The organism is Amycolatopsis sp. cmx-11-51 (genome assembly GCF_047608665.1).
In the GTDB taxonomy this organism is placed as follows: domain Bacteria; phylum Actinomycetota; class Actinomycetes; order Mycobacteriales; family Pseudonocardiaceae; genus Amycolatopsis.
The window spans coordinates 1,107,412-1,131,186 of the sequence record NZ_JADNQO010000001.1; the positions used below are offsets into that span (position 1 = coordinate 1,107,412).

Genomic DNA, 23,775 nt, shown 5'->3' on the forward strand with positions numbered 1-23,775 from the left:
CTGACCAGTAAACCAGACGAGACGGCAGGGTCAAGATGGAATTCGAGCCGGTCGCCCCTGTCCGCGCGTACCAGCGCGTCGTCGAACAAATCGAGGAAGCCGTGTTCAGCGGCCGGATCAAACCCGGCGACCGGCTACCGAGCGAACGTGAACTCATGGTGCAGTTCGACGTCGGCCGCTCGACCGTGCGGGAAGCGCTGCGTGTCCTGCAGGCGGCGGAAATGATCCGCTCGCGGCCCGGCGATCCACGCGGTCCCGAGGTTCTGGCCGCCTCACCCGTCGCGTTGCACCGGTCGATGCACCGGCTGGCAAGGGCCGACCACCTCGGCCTTTCCGAACTGCTGCAGTTCCGCATGATCCTCGACGGTTCCGCACATCTGCTCGCCGCGCAGCTCAGGACCGAAGACCATCTGACGGAACTGGATGCGGCACTGGAAGCGATGCGCGCGGGCGTCTCGCGGGGTTTCGCCGAATTCAGCCACGCGGACGTCGCGTTCCACGAGGCCATCGCCCGCGCGACGGGGAACCCGCTGCTGGTGATCAGCGGTGAGGTCGTCCGCGGAGTCGTACTCGAACTCATCGAGGACAAATTGGAGCACGCCGACGACCGGACGGCGTTGATGCGCAACTGGCTGGCGCATCACGAAGAGGTGCTGGAAGCGATCCGGGACTCGGACGGTGAGCGCGCGGCGCGGCTGGCGAAGCAGGCGCTTTACGACAACTACGCCGAGTACGTCCCTGAAGAAGAACGTCGTCTTCTCCAGCCACTGCTCGCTTGACCCGCCTCTACACTCGCTCAGGTGGGGGATGCCAAGAAGCCTTCAACGGCCCGGAAGGGCGTCGGTCTCGCGCTGTCCGGTGGCGGCTACCGCGCGATGTTGTTCCACACCGGAGCCCTGTGGCGGCTCAACGAACTCGGCTGGCTGTCGAAGATCTCGACGTTCTCCAGCGTCTCCGGCGGTTCGATCGCCGCCGGTGTCCTCGCGCACGCGTGGTCGGACCTGGACTTCGAATACGGTGCCGCGAACAACTTTCACGACGAGGTCGTCGTGCCGATCCGTAAGCTGGCGCGTACCCGGCTCGACATCCCGATCACCTTGCGCGCCATGGCCATGCCGTGGCGAAGCGCCGGTGATGAGCTCGCGCGGGTGTACGCGAAGCACCTGTTCGGCGACTGCTGCCTCAAGCATCTGGACCCGGCGGCCCCGCAGTTCGTCTTCACCGCGACCAACCTCCAGGACGGCGCGCTGTGGTGGTTCTTCCGGCAGGACGGGCCGCACGGGAACCTCCCCCTCGCCACCGCGGTGGCCGCGTCGTCGGCGTTCCCGCCGATGCTCTCGCCGGTGGTCTTCCGCGATCCGCTTTCGGCCGAAGCCGGCAAGAAGATCGTTCTGAGCGACGCCGGCGTCTACGACAACCTCGGGCTGGATCCGGTGGAGGGGCACGCGACGGTGCTGGTCAGCGACGCGGGCAAGCGGATGAAGGTCAAGCAGAAGGTCAAGCGTGACTGGGGGCGGCAGCTGCTGCGCGTCCTCGACATCATCGACAACCAGGTCCGCGAGCTGCGGCGGGGCGCGCTGCTGAAGTCCTATGTGGAGAAGGACTTCGCGGGCGCCTACTGGGGAACCTACGTCGATCTGGAGAACTTCGAGCTGGCGGATTCACTGAGGGCGCCGGTCGAGCTCACGCACAAGCTGGCGGAGACGCCGACGCGGCTGACGAAACTGCCGGAGGTGTTGCAGGAGCGGTTGATCAACTGGGGTTACGGGGCGTGCGACGCGGGGATGCGACGGTGGGTCGACACCGAGGCGGTGGCTCCGGCCGGGTTCCCGTTCCCGAAGTCGGGCGTGGGCTGAGCGGGTCCCCGAATGCTATGAACGGTCCGTTCCTTGCGAAATTTGCAAGGAACGGACCGTTCATAGCGCGCGCGTCAGGCGACCAGGTTCGCGTAGACGATGATGTTGTCCTTGTAGCTGTGCTCTTCCTTGTCGAAGACACCGCCACAGGTGATCAGCCGCAGCTGCGGCTTGTCCGTGTTGCCGTAGACCGCGTCCTCGGGGAACTGGTCCTTGGGAACCTGCTCCTTCTTCTCGACCACGAACTTCAGGCTCTTGCCGTCGCTGCGGTCGACGAGGATCTCGTCACCTGGGCTTACGTCCTTGAGCTTGTAGAAGATGCCCGGCTGCTTGTTGCCGTCGACGTGCCCGAGCACGATCGCCGGGCCGACGTCACCGGGAACCGGCGAAAGCTGGTACCAAGCGGCCTGCATCGGCTTCTTCGCCGAAGGGACGGCCATCTTGCCGTCCTTGTTGACCGCGACCGCGATCAGGTTCGACTCGGCGCCGATCTTGGGGATCTTCACGTTCGTCGGCCGGGTGCCGTCGAACGGCTTCGTGACCGGGACGGTCGATTCCGGCGGCGCCTGCTGTGCGGCGGGCGCGGGATCGTCGGTACCGCAACCGGTCAGCGCGAGGGAAAGGATCAGGGCGGCCGCTACCGCGCGGCCACCCTGCCTCAGGAATTTCGTCGACATTCGATCAGGCCGCGGTGGCGCCGAAACCGGTCTCGATGCCGCCCTTGGGGGCGTACTTGACCTGCTTCTCCGGCTTGCCCGGGGTGCCCGCGCCGCCGCCGATGGGCGACTCGAACTCGATGTCCGCCTTGCCCGGCTTGCCGGCACAGGTCCAGGTGAAGGTGCTCGAGTTGCCCTTGAAGGACTTCTTCACCTTCACGATGTAAACCCAGTAACGGCCGTCGTCCTCGGCCTGGTTGTGCCTGATGATGTCGAAGTCCGGAGCCGAAACGTTCGACGGCTCGCCCGACTGGCAGGCGATGACCAGCGCGCCGACGCCGGTGTCACCGATGTAGCCCGCGCCGACGTTGTCGTAGAAGGGTTCTTCCGGCGGAGTGGTCGGCTTCTCCGAGGTGGAGGTCGGCGACGGCTTGTCGGAAGTCGGCGTGCCGCTGGTCGAGGTCGGCGTGCCGCTCTCGGTCGTCGACGGCGGGGCCGTCGTGACCTTGCCGCCCGACCATTCGGGACCCGAGGTCGCCTTGCCGCCCGTCCACGAAGGCGAGGGCGCCGTGGTGGGCGTCTCGCTCGCCGGGGCGGCAGGCGTCGTCGTGATCTCGTCCTGTGCCATCGCGGCGGGCGTGACGGCCAGCGAGATGACGGCGCCGGCCAGCACCGCGCCCGCGACGCGGCTCAACGTCTTCTTCAAAGTGATCTCCCAGTGGAAAAGCATCGCAACGCAAGGTGACCCCCACCCTGCGACCACCCAGGGAAAAATCCCACGTTCGGGTGATAGCGCGATCCTGCCGGAAAGTCGTGGCTCGGCAGTAGCGAAAGGACAGTGACAAGAGCCACTGGAAAAACCGGTAACACCGAGGTGGTCCGACCCGATACAGGAGTCCGAAAGTCGCTCAGCAGAGGGAAATCCTCGCGGTGCCGAGGGCAGGTTAACACCCATACGGCCGGAATGGCCGCCATGCGGAAGCCTTTTTTCCTCTTCCGCCGAACGTCTCGAAAGCGCCGGTTTTCCTGGCCGAATCGACCGCTGTTCGCCACTCTCCGCAAGTTTGTTACCCGTCGGTTCACACGTTCGGAGTACGCCCTCGTGAAGCACTGACCAGCTCCAGGTGAAAGCCGGTGCTTGGTAACTCGAAGGTCACGATCAGAGCACCAGGAACAAGGCCACGGCGAGGGAAAGCGCGCCGAGGAGGCCCCCGAAGAACAACCAGGGCTTCGGTGACGTCCGCTTCCGCACCGCCCGGCCACCGCCCACGGCCGCGAGCAGCAGCCCGAGACCGAACCCGATCGCCGGGACGAAGGTGGCGAGTGTCCGGTTCTCCGGGGCGCAGGCCCAGATCTCGTCGCTCGGGCAAGGCTTCGACGCGAGTTCGGCCAGCACGCCCGCCGCGACGATGGCGAGAAAGCCGAGCACCAGGAGCCAGAACAGGCCCCACATCCATTGACCGAGCCGCCGGGGCGGTTTCGTCTCCTCCACGCGTTCAGGTTAAGGCGCTAGCCGAGTGCCGAAGCCAGATCCGTCCAGAGATCTTCCGGATCCTCGAGCCCGACGCTGAATCGGACGAGTCCGGCGGGCACGTGGGCGTCGCCCGCCAGCCAGGCCCGCCGCTCGACCAGGCTCTCGACGCCGCCGAGGCTGGTGGCCGCGCGGATCAGCCGCAGCGAGCCGATGACCTTGTCCGCGGTTTCCGCGTCCGGAAGTTCGAACGCGATCATCGTGCCGGAGCCGGGATACCGCACCCGGGTGATCGCGGGGTGGTCCAGCAGCCGCGCCGCCAGCAACGCGGCCGTGCGCGTCTGCTCGGCCAGGCGGACCGGCAGCGTCCGCAGGCCGCGCAGAGCCAGCCACGCTTCGAGCGCTCCCGGCGTCGCGCCCATCCGGGTGCGCGCGTCGCGCAGGTCCTTCGCGACGCCTTCGTCGGCCGCGATCGTCAGGCCGAGCAGCAAGTCACTGTGTCCGCCGATGAGTTTCGTCGCGCTGTGCACGACGATGTCCGCCCCGAGGTCCAGCGGCCGCTGACCGAGCGGGGTGGCGAACGTGTTGTCCACGGCGACCAGGCCGTTCGCGGCGGCGGCGATCGTCTCGATGTCGATGACGTCGAGGGTGGGGTTCGTCGGGGATTCCAGCCAAAGCAGGTCGGCGTCCGCGGCGGCGACCCACGCCTCCGTGTCGTCCGGCGCGATCTCCGTGACCATGAGACGGCCGGTCCGGTGCGCGTGCGCGAGCAGCCCGCGAGACCCGGCGTAGGAGAACGTCGGGACGCAGACCTTCGCGCCGACCTTTAACGTGTCCACCACGGCGCTGAGCGTCGCGATCCCCGACGCGAACGCGGTGGCGTGCCCGCCCTCGAGCGCGCCGATCGCGGCTTCGAGGGCTTCCCAGGTCGGCGTGCCGTTCTCCCGCGAATACGCGCGATCGGCGCCGGCGTCGAAGGTGCTCGCCGCGACGATCGGCACGTTCAGCGGTTCACCGGGGCCCTCGGGGCGTCCGGCGGCGACGGCGAGGGTGCGGGGTGACCAGTCGTTCGTGTCCACCCCACCACCGTAAAGGTCGCGGATGATCACGGAAACCGGCCTCTTCGCGATCATCGGGTGCCGGACTCCGGCCATGACTTCCGGAACCATCGACGCGGGAACCTGAGCACTCGGCGACATGTGGGTCAACCGGGTCGGGTTCGGCGCGATGCGTTTGCCCCAGCGCGGCCGCTGGCGACCGTGACCAGGCCCAGATCCGCCTCGCGTGGGCTCGGCGGCGTGGGCCGCACGTACTGGTCATTCCGGACAACGTCGCCGCCGGAGAGCACTGCGGCTCCCGCCCGAAGCCCTGGCCCGCCTCGAAGTACTCCATCAAGGCGGGCCGTCAGCCACGGCCTAGTGGGCGTACACCTCGAACTCGTAGAGGGAGTAGCCGTACTTCGTGCCCCGCTGAACTCCGGCCATCCGGACGTAACGGCCGTCGGTGGCTTCGAAGGCGACGTTGTCCTGCCCGCCGTCTCCGTCCACTATGGACGCCGCGTCCCGCCAGTTCGTCCCGTCCGACGAGACCTGCACCTTGTACGCCTTCCCGTACGCGGATTCCCACTGGAGGATCACCCGGGAGACCCGCCGCACCGAACCGAGGTCGACGGTGATCGACTGGCCGTCGCTCCAGTCGCTCGCCCAGCGGGTCGAGAGGTTCCCGTCGATCGCGTTGGACGGCGGCGAGTTGTACCAGCCGGTCTCGTGGCTGCTCGCGCTGACCGACCGGCCGGTGGCGAGGTTGGCGATGTTGTCGCCGCGCTTCGCCGGGAACTCGACGACCTGCTGGAAGGTCGGCCGGTTCTGGGTGCTCATCTTGGCCTGTGTGATCCCGCCGAGCGCGCGGTGGATGATCGTGTCGGCGCACCACTGGTCACCCGCGGAGCAGTCGCCGTCACCGGGGTACACGGTGTTGGCGGGCTGCGCGGCGGCCTGCGTCAGCGAGTCGAGCAGGATCTGGCGGCAGGCGTCGACGTCGCCGCCACCGCAGTACTTCGCGCCCAGCGGTCCGGCCACGTTCTGCCCGAGTACAGAGCGGATGTCCTTGTGCACGTAACCCCACCAGCCCGCCTGATACGACGAACCGGCGTGCGGCTGGCCGACGTGCTTTCCGGGAACCTCGTTCTGCCAGCCCGAAGGCGACTCGTTGATCTTCAGCACGCCCACCATGGCGGCGTAGGCGGCGTCGCCCATGCCGGGTTTGAACTGGGCATTGACCAACAGCGGCCACCACGCGTCCATGACGCGGATCGCGTCGGCGTTCGCGTAGGCCTTGCTTCCGGGCGAGGTCTCCGAACGCAGGCCGCCCGCGGCGAGCCAGGTCTTCAGCTTCGCCACCGCGTCCGCGGCCGGACCGGTCACGGGGGCCTTGTCGATCACCTTGAACAGTTCCGGCAGCACCTTCTCCGCCCGCAGGTCGGCGAGCGCCGCCTCTTCCATGGCCTGTGTGAGGTTCACCCGCGTCACCTTGGTGCCACTGGAAACCAGTTTCTTGACCCGCGCGTCGATCAGATCACCGCGGTGCACGGAACTCTTGTCCGCGCCGCTGGCGGCGTAGCCCTTGGTCTGGGCGTTGTTCCAGCTGATGTAGTAGTCCTGGTTGATCGACTGCGGATGCTGCGACGACGGCGTGTAGTTCGCGAGGTTTCCGTCGGGATTCCAGCCCTGCCAGTCGAATCCGGCGTCGGCCTTCACCGGCATCGCCGGGTCGACGGTCGGATTGCGGACCGGGTTCGAGCCGGAGTTGAAGTACGCGACGTCGCGGGAGTCGGCGTAGAACCAGTTGTAGGTCTGGTTGACGTCGGCCGCCGCGGCCTGGAAGTCCTGCGCGGACTTGATCGCGTCCGGGTCGTTGAACTTCTGGAAGCCGATGATCGTGTCGATCTCGTGCTGGAAGGTCGACCGCAGCGACGCGTACGCCACCGGTTTGCCGCCGACCAGTGCCCGGCTCGTCACCGGACCGTATTTCGTGCGGAAGCTGCGCAGCGTGTACGAACCCTCGGCGGTCCCGTCGGCGATCGTGGGCTTCCAGGCGTTCTTGCGCTCGACGATCTCGAACGGCAGGCACTGGCCGCGGAAGCGGTAGAAGTTGGAGTTCTTGGTCGGCGTGGAACCGTTCTGCTCGCACAGTTCGACGGCGTAGGAGTCGGTGATGTCCTGCGACGCCGAAGTCGCGCTCCACGAGTAGTCCTTGCCGCGGCCGAGCAGCACGTACATGCTGATGCCCGCGAAGGAGGCGCCGCGGGCGCTGATGCCAGGGCCCTGGAGTTCCTGCAGCATCAGCAGTTGCGGCGCGAAGTAGCCGGTCTGCGGGCCGAAGACGGCGACCGGGTGCCCACTCGCGGTCTTGGCGCCGGAAACGACCAGCGCGTTGGACATGCCGTGCTTCTCGGAGAGCATGTTGCCGGGCAGGACGCCGTCGTCGAAGATGCCGCGGACGGCCTTCTGGTCTTCAGGCGCGGGAACGGTCACCTTGGCGGGCGCCCGAGTCCCGGCGGAACCGGTCGGGTCGAAGACGAGTTGCTGCCCGGAGACCGAACCCTTGTCCGGCATCGCGGCGCCCTGCGGGTTCGACGGTGCCTTGCCGTAGTCGAAAGTCTGTCCATTGTGGAGGGTCTTGACGGTCTCGGGGTCGTCCTCGGAGCGGAGGCTCTTCCAGACCTTGTCGCCCTGTTCGAGACCGTACTTCTCCTGCATCGCCATCTTCGCGATGGCGTTCTGCACCTCACCACCGCCGCCGGCACCGAACTGCGCGCCGACCACGGCGGCGAGGACGACGAGGTCGGTCAGCTTGAACGGCTCGATGGTCCCGGCGTTGGTGATCGCGTCGACGTGCCCGGTGAGGACGTACTCACCGGGGAAGTAGCGCCCGCTGTGCGAATCGGAGATGTACTTGTTGACCCCCTGGACGTAGGCCTCGGCGTCGGCCTTGCCCTGTGCGCCGCGCGGACCACTGGCCGCGGCGTTGTCGATCTGCTTCTGCAGTTCCTGCTCGGTGTAGGGCGCGGAGGAGAAGAAGCTCTGCTCGAGGTCGCGGTTTCCCTGCGCGCCCCCGGCGAACGAGGTCAGCTGGCCGCGTCCGACGCGGCGCATGACGTCCATCAGCCAAAGGCGGTCCTGTCCGGCGGCGTACCCGGCGCCGTACATCGTGCCCGGTCGCGTCGTGCCCACGATCCGGGGAACACCGGTCGCCTTGTCACGAGTGATCGTCACGTCCGAACGGGGTTTGATCGTGCTCTCGACCTGCCCGGACTGGACACCGAACGAGGCATCGTTGAAGAACTGGTTGATCTTGTCCGTGGTCAGCGTCCGGTAGCCGTTGGCGAGCGAGGCGTACTTGCCGAGCTGGTCGGCCGAATGCGCGGGACGGGTGCCGAGCGCCTTGTGCGCCAGTATCTCGGCGAGGGTGGCGTTTCCCTTGGTGCCGGGCGGCAGGATGTCGGAACACTGGCCGCCGCAATAGTCGTCGAGCGCGGCCGCCACCACCGAGTTCTGCGGGGATTCCGCCGCGCTCGCCTGCGGTGCCGGAACGGTTCCCGCCACCAGGGTCAACCCCGCCAGCGTCGTCAAGACCCGTATGCCTCGTCGCATGAAAGACCTCCGTCGTCGGAGAGTGACGAGGCGCACACTACGCACGGGTCTCCAAATTTGTGAAGACTATTCGCGTTCTTCTCACCGTTCGGCGGAACACTTCGACCTGCGAACCCCGGACCTGCGTAGGTAGCCCTCCTCTTCCCCGCCGCCGCCCTCAGCGGAGAAGCTTCGCTTCACGTATCTTCCTTGGCATGTCTTTGGAAAAGCCCCAGATCGACCGCCCGGAGGGGCCCGCGCCCTCCGACCTGGAGAAGTCCGACATCACCGTCGGAGAGGGCCAGGAGGCGAAGTCCGGCGACACCGTTTCGGTGCACTACGTCGGTGTCTCGCACTCGACCGGCGACCAGTTCGACGCGTCGTGGGACCGCGGTGAGCCGCTGCGCTTCGGCCTCGGCGCCGGTCAGGTCATCCCCGGCTGGGACCAGGGCGTCGCGGGCATGAAGGTCGGCGGCCGTCGTCAGCTGGTCATCCCGCCACACCTGGCCTACGGCGAACGCGGCGCCGGTGGCGTCATCAAGCCGAACGAAACCCTGATCTTCGTCGTAGACCTGATCGGCGTGAACTGACCCACTCAGTCAGCAGGGCCCCGGTGGACATAGCCCTCCGGGGCCTATCTGGCGCCGCCGAGAGTCACACCGCTTGCAATCGTCGCGTCGGTCGCGCAAACGGGTTGTCCGCGGAGTCTTCCGAGAAGCCCGCCAATTCAGCGATCTCTTCATCGGTGAGACCTTTGGCCCGTAATGCATCCCCGATGGCCGTGACGAGCTGCGGGATCTCTGGCGCCAAGCGGTCACTGTCCGGTTCAGTCGTCTTCCATCCGCGAGCGTTCAGAGACTTGTAGAAGCTCGTACGGTCTGCTGCGGAAACCTGCTTGAGCGAGTAGGCACGCTCGAAGAGCGCCTGCATCGAGACTCCCCAGACTCGCTTCATGTCTCGTAAGTGTCCGAGCGTCGCAGGACGAAGATCCGGCTTGATCACATGCGCCGGCATCAGAAACTCAGCCGCGAACTCGTTGGCTTCTCGTTCGGGATCTTCGGTCGCGATCCCGTTGTGAAGCACGAGATGGCCGAGTTCGTGAGCCAAGGTGAGCCGTTTGCGATCGACCGGGGCGGCCGCGTTGATCAGCAACACAGGGTGATCGCCGATCCACTGGGAAAGCCCGTCGATACGCGAGGTACCGAAGTCTTCTTCCAGGATCACGCAGCCGGCGGCCTCGAGCCATCGGGCCAGGTGCCGCACCGGCCCGGCCGGCAGTCTCCATTGAGCGCGCACCATCAGCGCCGCCTGCACCGGAGTCGTATCGATCGGATCGAACGTCGGGACAGACTGCTCCGCCCTCATCGACACCTCTTCGAACAACACGGACACGTGGAGTCGATAGGCGTTCAGTCGCGCTTCCAGTTTCCGCCACACGGACGCTTTGGTCGTTCGCGGACGCCTCATGTGTGCGTCCACCGCGAGCGCGCCCCGAACGGCGTGATCCCGAGACAGGAAGCGCGTTGATACGCCCAACGACCGCGCGAGCCGGCTCAACACGTCGTCATCAGGCATGCGTTGGTCGTTCTCGTAACGGGACAACGCTGCCTGCGTGACTCCAGCCATGGCGCACAGATCCGCCTGCGTCAGTCCGCGGGCGCGGCGAAGTGTTTCCAGCACATCGCCGATTCCACTCACGTCGCTTCGTCCTCCTCATCTCGGACCATGGCCTCGTACAGGTCGATCTGGGGCAGCGACGGATCCACCGGAGTCCAGGTGAACGCCGTACCCGTGGCGCCAGGCGCCCCAGCATCTACCTCGACAGCCCAAATCGCATCTTTGTCCAACCCGTCGCGCAGGGAGACGATGGTGCCGCCGATCACCCGCTCTTCGGGGTCCCAGCGGTAACCGAAGCCCAAGCGGACCTCCTCCAATCCTTCCAGAGCTTCGGATTGCGCCCAGAAGGCCAGGGCGGATTTCGTGGCGTACGACCTGACGCGATCTCGAACCGTGTGCCGCTTCACGAGCGCGGTACCGGAGACCGACCGCGACTTCGCGAGTGACCCCCTGATCCACCAGCTCGACCGAATCGATGTCCGTGAGCCCCCGGCGCAAGTGCGCCCAAAGCCGGTCATGGATCCAGTTCGAGAGCCCACGATCACTACTGTCCGCAACCCAGCCCGGGAAGGCATCGCGATACTCGGCCAAGTCAGCCCTTGCCGCATTCGTGGCGTCGACCAGAGCTTCGACGACCTTGTCGCCAAGGTCGTGCAGAACATCCTCAGCCTGAGGGTAAGAAAACATACCAGAAAATATACCGCCTGCGCACACGCAACAACCAGCACAAAAGCAGGAAAGGAAGGGTTGTTCGCGGGATTGAGGCACCGAACCCAAGACCAACCGTCACTCTCACGCACCGTGGGGGCCCGGGGGTTCGGCCCCGGGAGTCGACGAGCAACGACTCACGCGAAAGAGGCCCCCATCACGGAGCGAAGGGGGCCTCGAACAAGAGTGGGCGAGGAGGGAGTTGAACCCTCACGTCCTTTCGGACACACGGACCTGAACCGTGCGCGTCTGCCATTCCGCCACTCGCCCGAGTGCATCGTTCTCTGACAGCTCGCAAAGCGTAGCAGGCTGATTTCACGGGTTTCACCGGGGGCCGTGTCCGACTGGCCGTACCCGGATAGGATCGACGGGGAAGCATACGTGTGAGGAGGTTGCCCGGTGGGCCGCGTTGAGCGCTTTGATAGGCGGCTCGAGAATCTTGTGGGCAATACCTTCGCGCGCATGTTCGGTGGCAACGTCGTCACGCAGGAAGTGGCGGTGGCGCTTGAGCGCGAGAGCGAGGAGAACATTCGTGAGCTGGCCGGTGGTCGACAGCTCGCCCCCAACCACTACATCGTGTCGTTGGGGCAGGCTGATCACGAGCGCATGGCCGGAGACGAGCGTCGGGTCACGTCGGTGTTGGCGGAGGCGGTCAAGGAACACCTCGCCGAGCACGGTTGGGACACCTATGGTGACGTCGTAGTTTCGCTCGAGCGCAACGAGGCGCTGCATACTGGACAGTTCAAGACCCGTTCGTCCGTCGATCCCGACGTCAAACCCCACGACGCCGAAGGTTCGTCACGGTCGGCACGACCCAGCAACGCAGGAGACCCAGCAATGAGCCAGCCCCCCGGCTACGGCCAATACGACCAGGGTGACCCGTACGGCCAGCAGCAGGGCCAGTACGGCTACGGACAGCAGGCTGGCCAGCAGCAGCCCGGGTACGACCAGGGTTATGGCGGCCAGCAGCAGGGCGGCTACGACCAGGGTTACGGCGGCGCCCAGCAGCCCGGTTACGACCAGTACGGCGGCCAGCAGCAACAGCAGCCCGGGTACGACCAGGGCTATGGCGGTGGCGCCGCTCAGCAGCCCGGCTATGACCAGTACGGCGGCCAGCAGCAGCCCGGCTACGACCAGGGTTACGGCGGTGGCGCCGCTCAGCAGCCCGGCTATGACCAGTACGGCGGCCAGCAGCAACAGCAGCCCGGGTACGACCAGGGCTATGGCGGCGGCGCCGCTCAGCAGCCCGGTTACGACCAGTACGGCCAGCAGCAGCAAGGCGGCTACGACCAGTACGGCGGTGGCCAGCAGCAGCAGTACGGCCAGCCCGCCGCGGACCCGTACGCGCAGGGTGGCGGCTACGGTGGCCAGCCCGCGGCCGGCCGTCAGCTCGCCGCGAGCCTTCAGCTGGACGACGGCTCGAACCGCTCGTACTCGCTGAAGCAGGGCGGGAACGTCGTGGGCCGTGGCCAGGACGCCGACTTCCGGCTCCCGGACACCGGTGTCTCGCGCCGTCACCTGGAAATCACCTGGGACGGCCAGAGCGCGACGCTCGCGGACATCGGTTCGACGAACGGCACGACCGTCAACGGCACCCCGGTGCAGACCTGGCAGCTCGCCGACGGCGACGTGATCCGCGTTGGCCACTCGTCCCTCGTGTTCCGTACGCAGGGCTGACCGGCGGCGGCTGGAGGGGGTACCGCAGAATTGCGGTGCGGGACCTCGAGTGGATCGGCACTTCAGGTCGTATGCGGAGAGCAAGGCTGTTTCGGAGCCGACCATCCCGGACGGTCCGGTCTCTTCGCGGCGTACAGGAGATACGGGAGCGGACACAACAAGTGCCAGAGCTGGTCGTTCAACTCACCAGGGTGGGCTTTCTCGTGCTGCTCTGGCTCTTCGTGTTCGCGGCGTTGCGCGTCGTCCGCTCGGATCTGTACGCGGCCTCCGGGCTGCGAGTCGCCGTCCCGACGTTCGGTCGCAAGAAGAAGGAAAACAAGAAGCCGCGCGGCGCGAAGTCGCCGCAGCAGCTGCTCGTGACCCATGGCGCGCTGGCAGGCACCAGGATCGCCTTGGACGGCAGGCCGATCCTGATCGGCCGTGCCGACGACTCGACCTTGGTGCTGGACGACGACTACGCGTCGACCCGGCACGCCCGGATCGCACTGCGCGGGGAGGATTGGTACGTGGAAGATCTGGGCTCGACGAACGGCACGTACCTCGACCGGGCTAAGGTCACGGCACCCCTCCGGGTCCCGCTCGGAGTCCCCATCCGGATCGGCAAAACGGTGATCGAGCTTCGCCCATGACCCTCGTCCTCCGCTACGCGGCTCGCAGCGACCGGGGCCTGGTGCGTTCCAGCAACCAGGACTCCGTGTACGCCGGTCCCCGCCTGCTCGCCCTCGCCGACGGTATGGGCGGCCACGCCGCCGGTGAGGTGGCCAGCAAGGTCGTCATCGCCTCCCTCGCCCCGCTCGACGACGACGAGCCGGGTGACGATCTCCTCGCCCAGTTGCGTGAGGCCGTCCAGAACGGCAACGCGGCCATCGCCGAACTCGTCCAGCAGGACCCGGACCTCGACGGGATGGGCACGACCCTGACCGCCGTGCTGTTCGCCGGTTCGCGGATGGGTGTCGTGCACGTCGGCGACTCGCGGGCGTATCTGATGCGAGGCGGGCAGTTCTCGCAGATCACGCGGGACGACAGCTTCGTCAACGAACTTCTCGAACAGGGCCGGATCACCCCGGAAGAGGCCGCGGTGCACCCGCAGCGGTCGCTGCTGCTGAAGGCGCTCACCGGCCACGAGGTCGAGCCGAGCCTGACGGTGCGCGAGGCGCGCGCCCGCGATCGCTACCTGATCTGCTCGGACGGCCTGTCCGGCATGGTCAGCGACGAAACGCTCGCCGAGGCCATCCAGATCCCGGATCCGCAGGCCTGCGCGGACCGGATGATCGAGCTGGCGCTCAAGGGTGGCGGCACGGACAACGTCACGGTGATCATCGCCGACGTCGTCGACGTCGATTTCGGTGAGGACGCGCCCATAGTGGGCGGCGCCGCCGGGGACGGCAGTGACGAGTTCCACCAGGGCGACTCCCCCGCCGCCCGCGCCAGGGCGCTGACCCAGCCCGCACCGCAGCCGCGGCCCGAGGTCCAGCCACCACAGGAGGACCCGAAGGTCAAGCGCCGGAGGCGATTTCGCTGGCTGGCGGGAGCAGTGGTCGTCCTGATCGTGCTGGCCGCGGCGGCGATCGCCACGCGGTATTTCGTGCTGAGCCAGTACTACGTCGGTGAGGGTGACGGCGAGGAGGTCGTGATCTACCGCGGCGTCCCCGGCAGCATCCTCGGCATCGACCTGCACGCCTACGAGCAGGGCTCGTGCCCGCCGGGCGGGCTCTGCACCGACAAGCTACTGGTGCCCGCGCTCCAGGAGGACGCGCGCATCGCGGTGAAGAACGGCGTCAAGAAGGACAACCTCGACGACGCCCGCAAGTACATCGACGACTTCCTGCGGCCGCACAAGCAGTTGGCCGACTGCAAACCGGCCAGCGGCTCGAATTCCGTGCCGCCTTCCATGCCGCCTCCCGCGTCGTCGCCTCCGGTGTCGTCGTCGGCGGCCTCCCCTTCTACCCCCGCCTCGCCGAGTTCGGCGAACCAGCCAGCGGGGAGGGACTGCTCGACGCCGGCCACGGCAGCACCAGGGGGCGGTAACTGATGAGCACACCGCTCGCCGATCCGGCTTCGGCCCAGTTCGCCACGAACCCTCCGCGCGAGCTGCCCACCCGGCGCGGAACCGAACTCGTTCTCCTGGCGTTCGCGACGTTCATCGTCACCATCGCGCTCGTGCTGGTGGAGGCGAACCAGGAGCAGGAGCTCACCAGCTCGATCATCTGGCTGGGGCTGTCCTACCTCGGGGTGCTGACGGCGGCACATCTGGCGGTGCGCCGCTGGGCGCCGTACGCGGATCCGGTGATCCTGCCGTGCGTCGCGCTGCTGAACGGGCTCGGCCTGGTGATGATCCACCGGATCGACCTCGCGCTCGCGGAGCGGGCTGTCCAGCTGGGCAAGGAATACAACCCGGACGTCACCAAGCAGGTGCTGTTCACCGCGATCTCGCTGGTGCTGTTCGTGGTGGTGCTGATCGTGATCAGCGACCACCGCACGCTGACCCGTTACGGCTACATCTGCGGTCTGGTCGGCATCGTCGCGCTCGCGCTGCCCGCGGTGCTGCCGTCGAGCCTGTCCGAGGTCAACGGCGCGAAGGTCTGGATCAAGCTGCCGTTCTTCTCGATCCAGCCCGGCGAGTTCGCGAAGATCCTGCTGATGATCTTCTTCGCCTCGTTCCTGGTGACGAAACGCGACCTGTTCATGGTGGCGGGCAAGAAGATCGTCGGCGTCGAGTTGCCGCGTGCCCGTGACCTCGGCCCGATCCTGATCGCGGCGGCCGCCTGCCTCGGCGTGCTGGTGTTCGAGAAGGACCTCGGGACGTCGCTGCTGTTCTTCGGTGTCACGCTGGTGATGCTGTACGTCGCGACCGAACGGGTCATCTGGGTGGTGCTCGGCGTCGGCTTCTTCGCCGCGGGCGCGATCATCGCCTACAACCTGTTCACGCACGTCCAGCAGCGCGTCCGGAACTGGATGGACCCGCTCGCCACCTACGACGACGCCGGCGGCGGTTACCAGGTCGCGCAGGGTCTGTTCGGACTCGGGACGGGCGGGGTCGGCGGCACCGGCCTCGGCGCCGGACGGCCGGACATGGTCCCCGAGGCCAAAACGGACTTCATCACCACCGCGATCGGCGAGGAACTCGGCTTCATCGGCCTCGCCGCGATGCTGATGCTGTACCTGATCCTGGCGATGCGCGGGATGCGCAGCGCTCTCGCGGTCCGCGACACCTTCGGCAAACTCCTCGGCGGCGGCCTTTCGTTCGCCCTGGTCATGCAGATCTTCGTGGTCGTCGGCGGCGTCACGAACCTGATCCCGAACACCGGGATCACCGCCCCGTTCCTCTCGCGCGGCGGTTCCTCGCTGCTCGCGAACTACATCCTGGTGGCCCTCCTGCTCCGCATCTCCGACGCCGCCCGTAAACCCGCCGCGCGGCCGAAGCCGCAACAGCCTCAGGCGCCGCTCGCGGAAGCGCACACGGTGCTGGTCCAGCGGCCGCCCGCGAACGGTGAGGGGAGCGCTTCGTGAACACCCCGCTCCGCAAGGTCGGCGTCGCCATGCTCGTCATGGTGGTGCTCCTGCTGGCCAACGCCACCTACATCCAGGTGGTCAAGGCCGACGACTATCGCACGGATTCACGCAACCTCCGCGTGCTCTACGAGGAGTACTCCCGTCAGCGCGGGCTGATCGTCACCCCCGACGGTGCCGCGCTCGCGAAGGTCGATCCGTCGAACGACAAGTACAAGTTCATCCGGACCTACGCCGACGGCCCGATGTACGCGCCGGTCACCGGCTACTACTCGATCAACTACGGCTCGGGCGGCCTGGAGCGCTCCGAGGACGAAGTCCTCAACGGCTCCGACCCGCGGTTGTTCGTCCGGCGCCTGTCGGACATGGTCACCGGCCGCGACCCGCGCGGCGGGAACGTGCGGCTGACGATCAACCCGGCCGTGCAGAAGGCCGCGTACGACCTGATGACGCAGAAGGGCTACACCGGTTCGGTGGTCGCGATGGAGCCCAAGACCGGGCGCATCCTGGCCATGGTGTCGACGCCGTCGTACGACCCGAACAAGCTCGCCTCGCACAGCACCAAGGAGCAGACCGCGGCGTGGGGGCAGTGGCGCGACGATCCGAAGAAGCCGATGCTGAACCGCGCGATCTCGGAGACCTACCCGCCGGGTTCGACGGCCAAGCTTTTGGTGACCGCGGCCGCGCTCGAAGACGGCAAGACGCCGGACACGCCGGTCAGCACCGCGCCCAACGTCAAGCTCCCCGGCACGCAGACGACGCTGGAGAACTACGGCGGCGCGACCTGCAAGGGCGGCACGTTGAAGGAAGCGCTGCGGTACTCCTGCAACGTGCCCTTCGCCGAACTCGCGGGCGAACTCGGCAAGGACAAGCTGAACGCGACGGCGAAGAACTTCGGCCTCGGCGAGGATCTGACCGTGCCGATGCGGGTGGCCGGTTCCACCCTCGGCCCGCTCGACTCGAAGCCCGCCCTGTTCCAGAGCGCCATCGGACAGCGCGACGTGCGTCTGACGCCCCTGCAGGACTGCCTGCTTTCGGCGACCGTCGCGAACAACGGGATGGCGATGAAGCCGCAGCTCGTGCAGGCGCTGCTGGCGCCGAACCTGTCGACCATCGAGGACTACACCCCGACCGAACTGACCGGCGACGCCGCGCTGTCCAGCGCGAACGCCGCGCTCCTGCGCGACATGATGCTGGCGTCGGAGGAGAACACGAAGGGCGCCGGCAAACGCGGCGACATCCAGATCGCCTCCAAGACCGGCACCGCCGAGCACGGCAACGACCCGAAGAGCACCCCGCCGCACGCCTGGTACACCGGTTTCGCGCCGGCGATGGACCCGACGATCGCCGTCTCGGTGATCGTCGAGTCCGGCGGTAACCGCGGGCTCGAAGCGACCGGTGGCACCGTGGCCGCGGAGATCGGCCGCGCCGCCGTCAACGCGATGCTCGGGGGTGGATAGCGCATGCTGTCCTCGGGTCAGCTGCTGGCCGACCGGTACAAGCTGACGAACCGGATCGCCGTCGGCGGGATGGGCGAGGTCTGGCAGGCCAGTGACACGCGGCTGGACCGGACGGTCGCGGTCAAGATCCTCAAGGCGGAGCTGTCCGGCGACGCGGAGTTCCTGCACCGCTTCCGGACCGAGGCGCGGATGACGGCGTCGCTGAACCACCCCGGCATCGCCGCGGTGCACGACTACGGCGAGACGGTCGCGGACGAGCTGTCGATCGCGTACCTGGTGATGGAGCTGGTCGAAGGCGATCCGCTGGCCGCGATCATCACCCGCGAAGGACGGCTGAACGCCGAGCGCACCCTGGACCTCCTCGAGCAGGCCGGGAACGCGCTGCAGGCCGCGCACGAAACCGGTCTGGTGCACCGCGATGTCAAACCGGGCAACATCATGGTCACCCCGGCCGGGCAGGTGAAGATCACCGACTTCGGCGTCGCGAAGGCCGCCGACGCCGCCCCGGTGACCAGGTCCGGCATGGTCATGGGCACCGCCCACTACATCGCCCCCGAGCAGGCGCTCGGGCACAACGCCGAACCGGCGAGCGACGTCTACTCGCTGGCCGTATGCGGTTACGAATGTCTCACCGGGCACCGGCCGTTCCTTTCGGAGAACGCGGTGACCGTCGCGATGATGCACATCCGCGATCTCCCGCCGCCGCTGCCGCCGGACGTGCCGCCGGGCACCCGCGCGGTCATCGAGGCGACCCTGATCAAGGATCCGAGACAGCGGTACAACAGCGGCGGCGAGTTCGCGGCCGCGGTGGCGGCGGTCCGCGCCGGCCTGCCCCTGCCGACGCCGTCGGGGCTGGTCAACGTGGCCTACGCCGCGGGCCAACCGCCCGTGATGCCGCAGCAGGGACCGCCAGGTCCGCACTCACCGTCGAACCCGATGGTGGCTGTCGGACCGGCGTCGCATCCGGCGATGCACCCGGTTACCGGCCCGCCCCCGATGGCGGTCCGCCGTCTGCCCGGCAAACGGCCACAATGGGGCTGGTGGGTGCTGCTCGCGGTGATCCTGATCGCAGTACTGGTGGCAGGAGCCTTCCTCATCGTGAGACTGGTCGGTTCGGGCAACGGACAGCGGTCGGGCGGCGTGGAAACGAGTGAACAGGCACCGGCTCCGGGTAAGAAGTCTGTAGGTCCTTCACCGACATCCGCGTACCCCGCGGTGCCGACGGAGGGCAGCACCGAGGAGTCGGCCGGGCAGGCGAATCCAGGAATGATGAGCAGCAAACCTTGGACGGAATGGAACGGCACGCAGAGATGAGCACACCAAGACTGCTCAGCAACCGCTACGAGCTGGGCGACACGCTCGGCTATGGAGGCATGTCCGAGGTCCATCACGGCCACGACGTGCGCCTGGGCCGGGAGGTGGCGATCAAGATCCTGCGTGCCGACCTGGCACGGGATCCCCAGTTCCAGGAACGTTTCCGTCGCGAGGCACAGAACGCGGCGGCCTTGAACCACCCGGCGATCGTCGCCGTCTACGACACCGGCGAGACGAACACCGAGCTCGGCACGCTGCCCTACATCGTCATGGAGTTCGTCGAAGGACGGACCCTGCGGGACATCGTGAAGACCGAAGGCCCCATGTCGCAGAAGCGGGCGATGGAGGTCATGGCCGACGTCTGCGCGGCGCTGGACTTCTCGCACCGGCACGGCATCGTGCACCGCGACGTCAAGCCGGCGAACGTGATGATCACGAAGAACGGCGCCGTCAAGGTGATGGACTTCGGCATCGCGCGCGCCATGCACGACGGGCAGTCCGCGATGACGCAGACCGCCGCGGTGATCGGCACGGCACAGTACCTCTCACCGGAGCAGGCCCGCGGTGAGTCCGTCGACGCGCGTTCCGACGTCTACGCCGCCGGTTGTGTGCTGTACGAACTCGTCACCGGAGAGCCACCCTTCACCGGTGACTCCCCGGTCGCGGTGGCGTACCAGCACGTCCGGGAGGACCCCAACCCGCCGTCGTCGGTGAACCCGGCCGTGGCGCCCGAACTCGACGCCGTCGTGCTCAAGGCGCTCGCGAAGGGCCCGGCGAACCGCTATCAGTCGTCGGCGGAGATGCGTTCGGACCTGGTCCGCACGCTGTCCGGCCAGCGGCCGTCCGCGCCGATGGTGATGTCGGAGGACGAGCGCACCCAGGTCATGGACTCCGACCGCCGGGCTCCGCAGCGCTACGACCAGTACGAGGACGAAGCCGAGGATCCGGCCGCGAAGAAGAAGCGTCGCGCCTGGTTGATCGCCGGCCTCGTCGTCTCGCTGGCGGCCGTGGTGCTGCTGATCATGTGGCTGTCCAACGCGTTCGACAGCACCGGCGCGGAGAGCAAGGCGATCCCGGCGGTGCTCAGCCAGTCCGAAGCGACGGCGAAGACCACGCTGCGTGACGCGGGATTCAACTCGTTCGAGGCCACCAAAAGGGTCCCGTGCACCGGAGCGGCCGTCAACGGCCTGCCCGCCTGCGACGAGAACGACATCGACAAGGTCATCGCGATCAACCCCGCCCAAGGCCAGATGACGCTGACCACGGAGAAGATCACGCTGACCGTCGGCGCGAAGCCGGACAAGATCAAGACGCCGGACCTCAAGGGCAAGACCCAGGCCGAGGCCGAGGCGGCGCTGACCGGCGCGGGCCTGAAGCTCGGCGCGACCACCGAGCAGGAGACCGACGAGCCGAACAACGCGGGCAAGGTGCTTTCGCAGAACCCGGGCGCGCAGGCCGAGGTCGACCAGGGCTCGAAGGTCGACATCACCATCGGGAAGTCCAAGGAACTGAAGACGGTCCCGAACTACAAGGGCAAGAGCCGCTCCGAGGCGGAAGCCGGGCTGAGGCAGGCCGGGTTCACCCCGGTGTCCAAGAACACCAGCTCCAGCGAGCCCAAGGACACGGTCGTCGACCAGAACCCGAACGGCGGCAAGCTGCCGGTCGGCAGTGTGGTCAACCTGTCGATCTCGGACGGCAGCCAGGAGACCTTCGACATGCCGAACCTGAAGGGCATGACCGAGGAGCAGGCGACTCAACAGCTACAGCAACTGGGCTGGTCCGGCAAGCTGGACACGCAGGCCGACAAGTCCGGTGACCGGGACGACGCGGGCAAGGTCAGCAAGACCAACCCGCAGGCCGGTTCGAAGGTCGCGAAGAACGCGCCGATCACGCTGTTCATCTACGAAGGCGACGACTCGCCGACGACGTCGAGTTCGCGGCCGGGCGGCGGGATCCTCCCGCCCCCGTGATCGACAGCTGAAGGAGGGCCCCGCACGGTTTCGTGCGGGGCCCTTTTCCTGCCACCGCAGCCAGGTCGCTACGAAGCGCTTCACCAGGCATATGGTCCGGCAGATCACACAACGCGAACTGCGCAATGACACGCCGAACATCATGCGTGCCGTCGAAGAAGGGGACAGCTTCGTTCTCACGCGCAACGGCACGCCTGTCGCGGATCTCGTGCCGCACAGCCAGAAACCGACCTTCGTTCCGTTCGGCGAGCTGATCGAGCTTCTCGGTGATCTTCCGCCGGAGGATCCTGCACAGTTCTTCGCGGACGTCGATCTCGCGGCGGATCCTGACCCGCACCGCGGCCCGGGAGAGCCGCAGCGGTGGCAGAAGCGGTTCTGCTCGACACTTCAACTGTCATCGCCCTGCCTCGTCCCGATGAACTCGCACTCGACGCTCCCGCGGCCATCGGCTCGATCACCTTGGCGGAGCTGGCCGCCGGAGTGCACGGCGCGGACCGGCCTCACGACAGGGCCTCTCGGCTGGTCCGCCTCCAACGAGTGGAAGCGCGAATGATTCTCCTCATCGCGTCGGTCGCGGCGATCCATCGAATTCCTCTGGTCACTCGCGACGGCCCCGATTTCACCGACCTCGCGCCTTTCGTCAAGGTGATCGCAGGCGGCCACGGACTGAAGCCTCACGCCAAGCTCTCGGGAAGTTTTTGGCAGGACCCTCGAGTCAGCGGCTGGCCATCAGGCGTTGCGGCGGAGCAGGTGGCCGACGGCCGTCGCGCTCACGAGCAAGACGACGACGGCCGCCACCGCGGCCACCGTGAACGGACCGGCCAGTGGGTGTTGCGAAGTCAGGGCACGCAGCAGCGGGTTGGCCAACGGCAGCCATTTCACCAGCAGCACGGCGGCGAGCGCGAAGATCGCCGCCAGTACGGACCAGCCGATCCGCGGGATCAGCAGTCGCGAACAGGGCAGGCCGATCGCGATCCCGAACAGCGCGCACAACGCGTGCGCCGCGGCGCCGAGGGCGAGGGTGCCGATCGGAAAGCCGCCGGACCGGATCCCCGACCACGCCAGCGTCACGAAGATCAGCACGGCGGCGCAGCCGAAGACGGCCAGTGTCGCGCCGCCGAGGACCGATCGCCAGCGTCGCGCGTGGCTGAAGGTCACCAGCCGCTGGACCGGGTCCTCGACGTCGAGCATCGCGATCGTCAGCCAGCACGAGACCACCAGGAGCGATCCCGCGCTGATCCCGTACTGCGGCAGCAGCGGTGACTTCGGATCCGTGTAGAGCACGGTGCTGACCGCGAGGTAGGCGAGGATCGCGGGGAGATAGCGCTGGGAATGGCCGAGCAGTGCGAGGTAGTAGCGGGTCATGGCGAGCACGGCGCCACCTCCCGGACCGAGAAGCCCCGGTTGAGTGCGCGCAGCAGGACTGCGTCCGTGTGCCCGGCTTCGACCGTCAGGACGACTCTTTCGCCGTCGGCCACGGCCTGGCTGACGCCGGGTTCCGCCGACCAGTCGCCACCGGGTCCGTGAAGCACGATCTTTGTCGCGGCTTCGGCTTTCGCGGCCGCTTCGACGCGGATCAGGCGCCCCTCGTCCATCCGGTGGACGTCGTCGGCGTGGGCGTGCACGGCGGCCGCCCGATGGTCGGTGAAGACCACGCTCGCGCCACGTTCCTTGGTCTCGGCGACGAGTTCGCCGAGCACCGTGTGGGCCTCGACGTCGAGGCCGGACCAAGGTTCGTCGAGGATCAGCAGCTCCGGTTCGACCAGAACCGCCTGGGCGAGACCGACTTTCTGGGCGTTGCCCTTCGACAGCGTCCGCAACGGTGCGTCCGGCCCGCCGACCAGCGCCAGCCTGTCCAGCAGGGGATCTATGGCCGACAAGTCGACAAGTCCGTCGATGCGGGCCATATGCCGCAGGTAAGCTCTGGCGCTCATCCGCTGTCCGCCAGGAAAGCGGTCCGGCAGGTAGCCGACCCGCGGGCTGCCCACGATGGTTCCCGAGGTCCCGCGGGAAAGTGCCGCGAGGAGCTTGAGCAGCGTCGACTTGCCCGACCCGTTCGAGCCGAGGATGCCGATGACGCGGCCCGGTGGGACGTCGAGGTCGACGTCGACGAGCACGGGTTCGCCGCGGCCATAGCGCTTACCGACTCCGTCGAGCCGGATCAGTGAGGTCACGCAGCAGCGGCCTTCTGCAGTGCGCGGGTCGCCTGTTCGAGTTCGTTGACCGTGGCGTCGGCGACCGGGTGCCCGGCCGAAGCCATCCAGTTCGCCAGCATCCGGTGCCCGCCCTGCGTGAGCACGGATTCGGGGTGGAACTGGACGCCTTCGAGCGGCAGCTCGCGGTGCCGCATGCCCATCACGACACCGGACTCGGTGCGGCCTGTGATCTCGAACACGGTGTCGTCGATGGTTTCCGGCAAAACGGTCAACGAGTGGTACCGCGTGGCGGTGAATTCGTCAGGGAGCCCGGCGAGCACTCCGTCGCCCGAATGACGGACTTGACTCGTCTTGCCGTGCAGCAGTTCAGGGGCGCGGTCGACGGTGGCGCCGAAGACGACGCCCAAGGCCTGGTGGCCGAGGCAGACGCCGAGCATCGGGATCCGCTTTTGAGCGCATTCGCGGACGACGTCCATGCTCTGACCAGCACGTTCCGGGGTTCCGGGGCCGGGAGAGACGAGGACCGCGTCGAACTCGCCGAGCTTGTCGATCTCCACGACGTCGTTACGCCAGACAGTGCAGTCGGCGCCGAGCTGGGCCAGGTACTGGACCAGGTTGTAGACAAAACTGTCGTAGTTGTCGACGACGAGCACGCGCATACCGCCAGCTTAGCGGCTCCCACCAGGTGGACCGTACGCCAGATCACAATGATTGTTAGGGCTACCTAACTTACCGTGGTAGGGGTGAGC

At 67.4% G+C, this 23,775-nt stretch carries 21 protein-coding genes and 1 tRNA gene; 11 read left to right on the top strand and 11 right to left on the bottom strand.

Annotated features, from left to right (window positions below; all coding sequences use genetic code 11):
• The first annotated feature begins 35 nt into the window (after positions 1 to 35).
• Positions 36 to 779, top strand: coding sequence for a FadR/GntR family transcriptional regulator (locus tag ACM6LU_RS05600; RefSeq protein WP_414936461.1), 744 nt, complete (start codon positions 36 to 38; stop codon positions 777 to 779).
• A gap of 21 nt (positions 780 to 800) precedes the next feature.
• A complete protein-coding gene (locus ACM6LU_RS05605; protein ID WP_414936462.1) occupies positions 801 to 1,856 on the top strand; it encodes a patatin-like phospholipase family protein in 1,056 nt (351 codons plus the stop codon).
• Between the two features lie 74 nt (positions 1,857 to 1,930).
• On the opposite strand, the gene ACM6LU_RS05610 is transcribed toward ACM6LU_RS05605, so the two are convergent.
• The 5 genes from ACM6LU_RS05610 to ACM6LU_RS05630 all read right to left on the bottom strand — a co-directional run bounded on the left by ACM6LU_RS05610 (position 1,931) and on the right by ACM6LU_RS05630 (position 8,635).
• The gene (locus tag ACM6LU_RS05610; RefSeq protein ID WP_414936463.1) at positions 1,931 to 2,533 is read right to left on the bottom strand and encodes a class F sortase; all 603 of its coding nucleotides are present in this window, start codon (positions 2,531 to 2,533) and stop codon (positions 1,931 to 1,933) included.
• A gap of 4 nt (positions 2,534 to 2,537) precedes the next feature.
• Positions 2,538 to 3,242: a hypothetical protein gene (locus ACM6LU_RS05615; RefSeq protein WP_414936464.1), complete on the bottom strand. Its 705-nt coding sequence runs from the start codon at positions 3,240 to 3,242 to the stop codon at positions 2,538 to 2,540.
• Between the two features lie 429 nt (positions 3,243 to 3,671).
• Positions 3,672 to 4,004, bottom strand: a complete 333-nt coding sequence (locus ACM6LU_RS05620; RefSeq protein ID WP_414936465.1) for a hypothetical protein — start codon at positions 4,002 to 4,004, stop codon at positions 3,672 to 3,674.
• A 17-nt stretch (positions 4,005 to 4,021) separates the two neighbouring features.
• Positions 4,022 to 5,062, bottom strand: coding sequence for a trans-sulfuration enzyme family protein (locus tag ACM6LU_RS05625; protein ID WP_414937096.1), 1,041 nt, complete (start codon positions 5,060 to 5,062; stop codon positions 4,022 to 4,024).
• A 336-nt stretch (positions 5,063 to 5,398) separates the two neighbouring features.
• Entirely contained in the window at positions 5,399 to 8,635 is a 3,237-nt protein-coding gene (locus tag ACM6LU_RS05630; protein ID WP_414936466.1) for a penicillin acylase family protein, read from the bottom strand.
• 194 nt (positions 8,636 to 8,829) lie between these two features.
• Here ACM6LU_RS05630 and ACM6LU_RS05635 point away from each other — a divergent pair, with 194 nt between their 5' ends.
• Complete coding sequence (locus ACM6LU_RS05635) at positions 8,830 to 9,204, top strand: FKBP-type peptidyl-prolyl cis-trans isomerase (RefSeq protein WP_414936467.1); 375 nt, start codon at positions 8,830 to 8,832, stop codon at positions 9,202 to 9,204.
• A gap of 64 nt (positions 9,205 to 9,268) precedes the next feature.
• On the opposite strand, the gene ACM6LU_RS05640 is transcribed toward ACM6LU_RS05635, so the two are convergent.
• The 3 genes from ACM6LU_RS05640 to ACM6LU_RS05650 form a co-directional block, all read right to left on the bottom strand.
• Positions 9,269 to 10,312, bottom strand: coding sequence for an ImmA/IrrE family metallo-endopeptidase (locus ACM6LU_RS05640; protein ID WP_414936468.1), 1,044 nt, complete (start codon positions 10,310 to 10,312; stop codon positions 9,269 to 9,271).
• The gene (locus ACM6LU_RS05645; RefSeq protein WP_414936469.1) at positions 10,309 to 10,638 is read right to left on the bottom strand and encodes a hypothetical protein; all 330 of its coding nucleotides are present in this window, start codon (positions 10,636 to 10,638) and stop codon (positions 10,309 to 10,311) included. Before ACM6LU_RS05645 ends, ACM6LU_RS05640 begins: the two co-directional genes overlap by 4 nt.
• 488 nt (positions 10,639 to 11,126) lie before the next feature.
• Positions 11,127 to 11,209: transfer RNA gene (locus ACM6LU_RS05650), tRNA-Leu, on the bottom strand.
• A 129-nt stretch (positions 11,210 to 11,338) separates the two neighbouring features.
• On the opposite strand from ACM6LU_RS05650, the gene ACM6LU_RS05655 reads away from it, so the two are divergent.
• The 8 genes from ACM6LU_RS05655 to ACM6LU_RS05690 all read left to right on the top strand — a co-directional run bounded on the left by ACM6LU_RS05655 (position 11,339) and on the right by ACM6LU_RS05690 (position 21,423).
• Positions 11,339 to 12,616, top strand: coding sequence for a DUF3662 and FHA domain-containing protein (locus ACM6LU_RS05655; protein ID WP_414936470.1), 1,278 nt, complete (start codon positions 11,339 to 11,341; stop codon positions 12,614 to 12,616).
• A 161-nt stretch (positions 12,617 to 12,777) separates the two neighbouring features.
• A complete protein-coding gene (locus ACM6LU_RS05660) occupies positions 12,778 to 13,245 on the top strand; it encodes an FHA domain-containing protein FhaB (RefSeq protein ID WP_414936471.1) in 468 nt (155 codons plus the stop codon).
• Complete coding sequence (locus tag ACM6LU_RS05665) at positions 13,242 to 14,648, top strand: PP2C family protein-serine/threonine phosphatase (protein WP_414936472.1); 1,407 nt, start codon at positions 13,242 to 13,244, stop codon at positions 14,646 to 14,648. The genes ACM6LU_RS05660 and ACM6LU_RS05665 overlap by 4 nt, the downstream gene beginning before the upstream one ends.
• Complete coding sequence (locus ACM6LU_RS05670) at positions 14,648 to 16,126, top strand: FtsW/RodA/SpoVE family cell cycle protein (RefSeq protein ID WP_414936474.1); 1,479 nt, start codon at positions 14,648 to 14,650, stop codon at positions 16,124 to 16,126. Before ACM6LU_RS05665 ends, ACM6LU_RS05670 begins: the two co-directional genes overlap by 1 nt.
• Complete coding sequence (locus ACM6LU_RS05675; RefSeq protein ID WP_414936475.1) at positions 16,123 to 17,586, top strand: penicillin-binding transpeptidase domain-containing protein; 1,464 nt, start codon at positions 16,123 to 16,125, stop codon at positions 17,584 to 17,586. Before ACM6LU_RS05670 ends, ACM6LU_RS05675 begins: the two co-directional genes overlap by 4 nt.
• A gap of 3 nt (positions 17,587 to 17,589) precedes the next feature.
• Positions 17,590 to 18,900: a protein kinase domain-containing protein gene (locus ACM6LU_RS05680; RefSeq protein WP_414936476.1), complete on the top strand. Its 1,311-nt coding sequence runs from the start codon at positions 17,590 to 17,592 to the stop codon at positions 18,898 to 18,900.
• Positions 18,897 to 20,870, top strand: coding sequence for a Stk1 family PASTA domain-containing Ser/Thr kinase (gene pknB, locus ACM6LU_RS05685; RefSeq protein ID WP_414936477.1), 1,974 nt, complete (start codon positions 18,897 to 18,899; stop codon positions 20,868 to 20,870). Before ACM6LU_RS05680 ends, pknB begins: the two co-directional genes overlap by 4 nt.
• Before the next feature lie 91 nt (positions 20,871 to 20,961).
• Positions 20,962 to 21,423 carry a type II toxin-antitoxin system Phd/YefM family antitoxin gene (locus tag ACM6LU_RS05690; RefSeq protein WP_414936478.1) on the top strand — a complete coding sequence of 154 codons (462 nt, stop codon included), beginning with the start codon at positions 20,962 to 20,964 and terminating at the stop codon, positions 21,421 to 21,423.
• Positions 21,424 to 21,599: 176 nt separating this feature from the next.
• On the opposite strand, the gene ACM6LU_RS05695 is transcribed toward ACM6LU_RS05690, so the two are convergent.
• The 3 genes from ACM6LU_RS05695 to ACM6LU_RS05705 are packed head-to-tail and all read right to left on the bottom strand — an operon-like array spanning position 21,600 to position 23,685.
• Entirely contained in the window at positions 21,600 to 22,244 is a 645-nt protein-coding gene (locus ACM6LU_RS05695; protein ID WP_414936480.1) for a hypothetical protein, read from the bottom strand.
• On the bottom strand, positions 22,232 to 23,044 hold the full coding sequence (locus ACM6LU_RS05700) for an ATP-binding cassette domain-containing protein (RefSeq protein ID WP_414936481.1): 813 nt from the start codon (positions 23,042 to 23,044) through the stop codon (positions 22,232 to 22,234). Before ACM6LU_RS05700 ends, ACM6LU_RS05695 begins: the two co-directional genes overlap by 13 nt.
• Positions 23,041 to 23,685, bottom strand: a complete 645-nt coding sequence (locus ACM6LU_RS05705) for an aminodeoxychorismate/anthranilate synthase component II (RefSeq protein WP_414936482.1) — start codon at positions 23,683 to 23,685, stop codon at positions 23,041 to 23,043. The genes ACM6LU_RS05700 and ACM6LU_RS05705 overlap by 4 nt, the downstream gene beginning before the upstream one ends.
• Positions 23,686 to 23,775 lie beyond the last annotated feature (90 nt).